Origin of the sequence: Methylobacterium sp. WL8, from assembly GCF_008040045.1 — a bacterium.
Lineage (GTDB): Bacteria > Pseudomonadota > Alphaproteobacteria > Rhizobiales > Beijerinckiaceae > Methylobacterium > Methylobacterium cerastii.
The window spans coordinates 36,784-42,783 of sequence record NZ_VRVF01000043.1; the positions used below are offsets into that span (position 1 = coordinate 36,784).

5 protein-coding genes are annotated in these 6,000 nt (G+C 73.0%); 3 read left to right on the top strand and 2 right to left on the bottom strand.

What is annotated here, in order from left to right; translation table 11 throughout:
• Nucleotides 1–97: 97 nt before the first annotated feature.
• Together FV234_RS16015 and rpmB are read right to left on the bottom strand one after the other, a co-directional pair.
• Nucleotides 98–859 (bottom strand): TraX family protein, encoded by a 762-nt coding sequence (locus FV234_RS16015; RefSeq protein WP_147830361.1) that lies wholly within the window; start codon nucleotides 857–859, stop codon nucleotides 98–100.
• A 28-nt stretch (nucleotides 860–887) separates the two neighbouring features.
• Complete coding sequence (rpmB, locus tag FV234_RS16020) at nucleotides 888–1,199, bottom strand: 50S ribosomal protein L28 (protein ID WP_147754427.1); 312 nt, start codon at nucleotides 1,197–1,199, stop codon at nucleotides 888–890.
• Between the two features lie 370 nt (nucleotides 1,200–1,569).
• Here rpmB and FV234_RS16025 point away from each other — a divergent pair, with 370 nt between their 5' ends.
• The 3 genes from FV234_RS16025 to FV234_RS16035 form a co-directional block, all read left to right on the top strand.
• Nucleotides 1,570–2,448, top strand: a complete 879-nt coding sequence (locus FV234_RS16025) for a DUF3108 domain-containing protein (RefSeq protein WP_147830363.1) — start codon at nucleotides 1,570–1,572, stop codon at nucleotides 2,446–2,448.
• 2 nt (nucleotides 2,449–2,450) lie between these two features.
• Nucleotides 2,451–2,783, top strand: a complete 333-nt coding sequence (locus FV234_RS16030) for a hypothetical protein (protein ID WP_147762780.1) — start codon at nucleotides 2,451–2,453, stop codon at nucleotides 2,781–2,783.
• Between the two features lie 75 nt (nucleotides 2,784–2,858).
• A partial coding sequence (locus FV234_RS16035) for a helicase-related protein (RefSeq protein WP_147830365.1) occupies nucleotides 2,859–6,000 on the top strand: 3,142 nt, incomplete at its 3' end.

The window sequence follows — 6,000 nt, forward strand, 5'->3', positions numbered from 1 at the left end:
GCATTTTCCATGATCCCCGGATCACGGGAATGCCCTTACTGACTGTGTGATCGCATTGTCTTCACGCGAGCCGGCATCCACCTCGCTCGAAAATGCTTCAGGTGAGAGCCCGCAGCGCGACCAGCACGGCGAGGTGCCCCGGGTAGAACGCCTGGAGCGCGTAGGGCGGCAGGAAGCGCGGCCGGCCTCGCAGCCGCAGGGCGACGAAGAGCACCAGCGGGACGCCGACGAGGATCGTCGCGGCGTCGATGAGGGCGGAGATCCAGGGAGTTTCGCCCCGCGGGTGCCAGCCGTGCCAGTTCAGACCGACGATTGTGGCGACGAGCCAGGCGCCGTAGGCGCGCGGCTCGCGAAGCGCGAGAAGGATCGCCGCCGGCAGCAGGATGCCGGCGAGGCCGAAATCCACCGCCGTCTTGGCGAGTGCGGGGGCGAGGAGCACCACGGCGAGGCCGAGCGCCAGGGCCGCATGACGAAGCCCGGTGCCCGCCCGGTCGAGCGCGGTCGCGAACGCGATGCCCGCCGCCAGGGTGAACAGGATCGACCCTTCGGTGGTGCCGAAGGGGAAGGCGGCAGCGTAGATGGCCTGCGTCGGCACCGCGAGGGCGAGCAGCGCCAGCACGTAGCGGCCGGGATCGGCGCCGCGCACGACGTGCAGCACGGACACCACGCAGAACAGCGGGAAGGCGATCCGCCCGAGCCGCCACAGGGCGACGGCGTGGCCGTCGAGCAGAATGGTGTCGACGTGGTCGCCGACCATCAGCACGGCCGCCGCGCCCTTGATCGCGTCGAGCGGCGCGCCGGCGAACGCCGTGGCGGGCACGAAAAAACCGCCGGCATCGGGGTCCATGCGGCGGTTCATGATCTCGCGTCGCCCGAGGGCGAGGGCTTCAGGCGGCGACGGCTTCCGGAGCCGCGGTCTCGCCGAGCTTCTTGTGGATCTCGCGCTTGAGCAGCTTGGCCGTCTGCGACAGCTCGACCTCGTGAGCCTTCACGAGGAAGGCGTCGAGGCCGCCGCGGTGCTCGACCGAGCGAAGCGCATGCGCGGTGACGCGCAGGCGCACGCGGCGGTTCAGCGCGTCCGAGGTCAGCGTGACGTTGCAGAGGTTCGGCAGGAACCGGCACTTCGTCTTGCGGTTCGAATGGCTCACGAGGTGGCCGACCTGAACGGCCTTGCCGGTGAGTTCGCAGCGGCGTGCCATGATAACGCTATCCTGTCTCGTTCCTGGGCGATCCCGACCCGCCCTCATGGGCTGGGTGCGCCGACTGGCCAGCCCCACCCGAACGTCGTTCCAGGCCTTGCGCAGTCGTGTCTGAGTGGCGGCCTATAGGCGAGACAGCCCGCGACCGTCAAGGCGAAACCCGACATCGCGTCGTCATGAAGGCGCCGGCGCACGCAGCGCGACAGGCTGAACGCAGGCGCCCTCGCGCCGCGGCGCGCCCCCGGACCCTGGGCGTCGGCGGAACGGCCTGTTAACCATGTCGCTTCGATAACCAACCCCCGGGCAGCCCCAGGGCGCCGCGTCGTCGGGCCCGGCGCCCGGACGACCTCGTGAGGATGCGATTCGGACCATGAGCGCCCGCCCCAACCGCAGCGCCTTCCCACTGATGCGCCTCGTTCTCGCCGCCGCCCTCGGCGCCGGCGCCCTGTCGCCGGCCGAGGCGCGCGAGCGCAAGGCCGCGCCGGCCAGCATCGCCGTCGATTACGGCATCGCGCTCGCCGGCCTGCCGATCGGCACCGCGCGGCTGGCCGGCACCTTCGAGAGCGCGAAGTACCGCGTCGACGTCTCGGCGACGCTGACCGGCCTCGTCGGCGCGATCACCGGCGGCCAGGGCTCGGCCCGCTCGGCCGGGATCATCGCCGCCGCGCCGCAGCCCAACACCTTCTCGATCGCGACGCGCACGGCCAACTCCGGCATCGCCGTGCGCATGGCGCTCGCCCACGGCAACGTCACCCAGTCCGAGGTGACGCCGCCGCTCGTCGACGTGGACGACCGCGTGCCGGTGACCGCCGCCAACAAGCGCGGGATCATGGACCCGGCCAGCGCCCTGCTGATGCCGGCCCAGGCCTCGGGCGAGCTGACCAACCCCGACAACTGCAACCGCACGCTGCCGGTCTTCGACGGTGCGACCCGCTTCAACGTGGTGCTGAGCTACGGCGAGACCCGGGCGGTGGAGAAGCCGGGCTACTCCGGCCCCGTGCTGGTCTGCAACGCCCGCTACCAGGCGGTGGCCGGCCACCGGCCCGACCGGCCGGGGGTGCGCTTCATGGAGGAGAACCGCGACATGTCGGTCTGGCTCGCGCCCGTCGAGGGAACGCGGATGCTGGTGCCGATCCGGATCTCGGTGCGGACCACGGTCGGCACCAACATCATCGAGGCGACCCGCTGGGTGCGCGGCGCCGCCACCGCCGAGGCGCCGGCCACCACCGGCAGCCTCGCGAGCCGCTGAGGATGCGCCGCGTCGCGCGCGCTGCGCTCCTGGCGGGCGCCGCCCTGCTCGCCCCCCTGCGCCCGGTCGCGGCCGAACCGCTCGAGGCCGGCGCCAGCGCCTGCGGCGGAAACGCCTACTCCTCGGCCGAGGTGACGGAGGGGCGCGGCCGGCGCCGCGGGCCGCTCACCGCCGTGCCGGACACGCTCTGCGCCGACATCGAGACGGGGCGGCCGTCGACGCGGATCGAGCTCTACGGCATCCCCGATCGCGACGGATCGGCCTACGGCCTTGGCGGAGAGCGGGCGCCCGCCCCATATGATCGCTCGTTCCGGCGCAGGCCGTCGGCCGACTGACGCCTCGTCCCCCCGGGGCGGGATGCGTCGCCATGCGGTGCCTCGACGGCTCGCGCGGCACCCAGCGCCGAAGGGATGGCTCCGATCCTCCAGCACCGCCGCTCCCTCCCGCCCTCGTCCCGCGCGCGCGGCGTCACGGCGGTTCTGGGGCCGACCAACACCGGCAAGACGCACCTGGCGATCGAGCGGATGCTGGCCCATCCCACCGGGATGATCGGCCTGCCGCTGCGGCTGCTCGCCCGGGAGGTCTACCTCAGGGTCGTCGCCCGCGTCGGGGTCGACAAGGTCGCCCTCGTCACCGGCGAGGAGAAGATCAAGCCGGACCGGCCGCGCTACTGGATCTCCACCATCGAGGCGATGCCGCGCGACCTCGACGTGGCCTTCGTGGCGATCGACGAGATCCAGCTCTCGGCCGACATGGATCGCGGCCACGTCTTCACCGATCGCCTGCTGAACCAGCGCGGGCGCGAGGAGACCCTGCTGATCGGCTCCTCGACGATCCTGCCGCTGGTGCAGTCGCTGATCCCCAACGTCCACACCACGACGCGCCCGCGCCTCTCGACGCTGACCTATGCCGGCGAGAAGAAGCTCGGGCGGATGCCGCGGCGCACCGCGATCGTCGCGTTCTCGGCCGAGGAGGTCTACGCCATCGCCGAGCTGATCCGGCGACAGCGCGGCGGCGCGGCGGTGGTGCTCGGCGCGCTCTCGCCCCGCACCCGCAACGCGCAGGTCGAGCTCTACCAGTCGGGCGACGTCGATTACCTCGTCGCCACCGACGCCGTCGGCATGGGCCTCAACCTCGACGTCGACCACGTCGCCTTCGCCGCCACCTGGAAGTACGACGGCACCCGCTTCCGCAAGCTGACGCCGGCCGAGCTCGGGCAGATCGCCGGACGGGCCGGCCGCCACCTCTCGGACGGCACCTTCGGCTCCACCGGGCGCTGCCGCCCGTTCGAGCCCGAGATGATCGAGCGGCTGGAGAACCACGACTTCGATCCCCTGCGCATCCTGCAATGGCGCAACCCCGACCTCGACTTCCGCTCGCTCGACGCGTTGCAGGCGAGCCTCGACGTGCACCCGAGCGAGCCCGGCCTGACGCGGGCGCCGATGGGCGAGGACCAGCAGGCCCTCGAGATCCTGATGAAGGAGGACGACTTCCGTGCCATGGCGAGCGGCGCGTCCGCGGTGCGCCGCCTCTGGGACGTCTGCGGGGTGCCGGATTACCGCAAGGTCCACCCCCAAGTGCATGCCGACCTCGTGGCCGAGCTCTACCGCTTCCTGATGAAGGGCATGGCCGGGCGCATCCCCGACACCTGGTTCGCCGAGCAGGTGGCGATGATCGACCGCACCGACGGCGACATCGAGACCCTGTCCCGCCGCATCGCCCACGGACGCACCTGGACCTTCGTCGCCAACCGCCCCGACTGGCTTCGCGATCCGGAACATTGGCAGGGCGAGACGCGTCGGGTAGAGGACAGGCTGTCCGACGCCCTGCACGAACGCCTCGCGAGCCGCTTCGTCGATCGGCGCACCAGCGTCCTGATGCGGCGCCTGAGAGAGAACACGATGCTCGAAGCCCAGATTACCCCCGACGGTGACGTGACCGTCGAGGGTCAACATGTCGGCCACCTCCACGGCTTCCTGTTCGTGCCCGATGCCAGCGCCGAAGGCCACGAGGCCAAGACGCTGCGCAGCGCCGCCGAGAAGGGGCTCGCCGGCGAGATCGAGTCGCGCGCCGAGCGGTTCTCCGCCGCCGCCGACGCCTCGCTGGTGCTGAGCCACGACGGCGTGATCCGCTGGACCGGCGCGCCGGTGGCCAAGCTGGCGCCCGGCGACAAGATCTTCGCCCCCCAGATCCGGCTCCTCGCCGACGACGCGCTTGCCGGCCCCGCCCGCGAGAAGGTGGTGGCGCGGCTCGACGCCTGGCTGAAGGCGCACGTGACGCGCCTGCTCGGGCCGCTGATCGAGATCGAGACCGCCGCCGACCTCACCGGGCTCGCCAAGGGCATCGGCTTCCAGGTCGTCGAGGCGCTCGGCGTGCTGGAGCGCGCCCGCGTGGCGCAGGAGATGCGCACCCTCGACCAGGACGGCCGCGGGGCGCTGCGCCGCCACGGCGTCCGCTTCGGCGCCTACCACCTGTTCCTGCCGGCCCTGCTGAAGCCGGCGCCGCGGACGCTCGCCGCCCAGCTCTGGGCCCTGCAGAACGGCGGACTGGAGCAGCGCGGCCTCGACGAGATCGGGCACCTCGCCGGCTCCGGCCGCACCTCGATCAAGGTCGATCCCGAGATCGCCAAGGGCCTCTACCGCGCCGCGGGTTTCCGCGTCTGCGGCGAGCGCGCGGTGCGCGTCGACATCCTCGAGCGGCTGGCCGACCTGATCCGTCCCGCCGTCTCCTACCGCCCCGGCACCACGCCGGGCGCGCCGCCCCCCGGCGCCGCCGACAAGGACGGGTTCGTCGCCACCGTCGGCATGACCTCGCTGGTCGGCTGCTCGGGCGAGGATTTCGCCTCGATCCTGACCTCGCTCGGATACAGCGCCGAGACCCGGCCCGGCCCGGCGATCACCGTGCCGCTGCTGCCCGCCGCCCCGACGACGCCGGTCCAGCCCGTCGCACGCGCGACGGACGGTGCGACCGAGGCGACTCCCGAGGCCACGTCTGAAGCTGAAGCCGGCGAGACCGGCCCCGCCGAGGCTGCGGCCGCCGAGGCGGCGACCTCGGACGCCGTCTCGGAACCGGCCGAGCCGAACGCGCACGAGGCGGAGGCCGGAGAGGCCGTCCCCGCTCCCGAGGCAACGCCAGAGCCCGAGGCGGCGCCCGCCGCCGAGGAGCCCGTTGCGGAAGCCGCGCCGGACGAAGCGCCCGCCGAGGACGCCGCCGTCGAGCCGGCGAAGGAGGATGCGGGCGTCGAGGCGACCGCTTCCGAGCACGCCGACACGCCGACGAACGACGCGGCTTCCACGGAGTCGGCTTCGACCGACGTACTTCAGACCGCCGACGAGGGTTCAGCCGCACCCGCCGGCGAGGAAATTCCCGCCGAGGCCGCGTCCGAACTGCTCGCCGACGCCGTCGCCGAGGAGCCGGCGACCATCGAGGTGTGGACGCTGCAGCGCCACCAGCGCCAGGCCAACCCGCGCCCGAACCGCCCGCGCGGCGCCGGCCGCGGCCGCGACGGCGCCCCGGGGGGGGAGGGGGGTTTACACCACTCCCCGCCCCCCC

Bases quoted from the DNA above. Each gene is read 5' to 3' on its own strand.
- FV234_RS16015 (WP_147830361.1), bottom strand. From the start codon at position 859: ATGAACCGCCGCATGGACCCCGATGCCGGCGGTTTTTTCGTGCCCGCC.
- rpmB (WP_147754427.1), bottom strand. From the start codon at position 1,199: ATGGCACGCCGCTGCGAACTCACCGGCAAGGCCGTTCAGGTCGGCCAC.
- FV234_RS16025 (WP_147830363.1), top strand. From the start codon at position 1,570: ATGAGCGCCCGCCCCAACCGCAGCGCCTTCCCACTGATGCGCCTCGTT.
- FV234_RS16030 (WP_147762780.1), top strand. From the start codon at position 2,451: ATGCGCCGCGTCGCGCGCGCTGCGCTCCTGGCGGGCGCCGCCCTGCTC.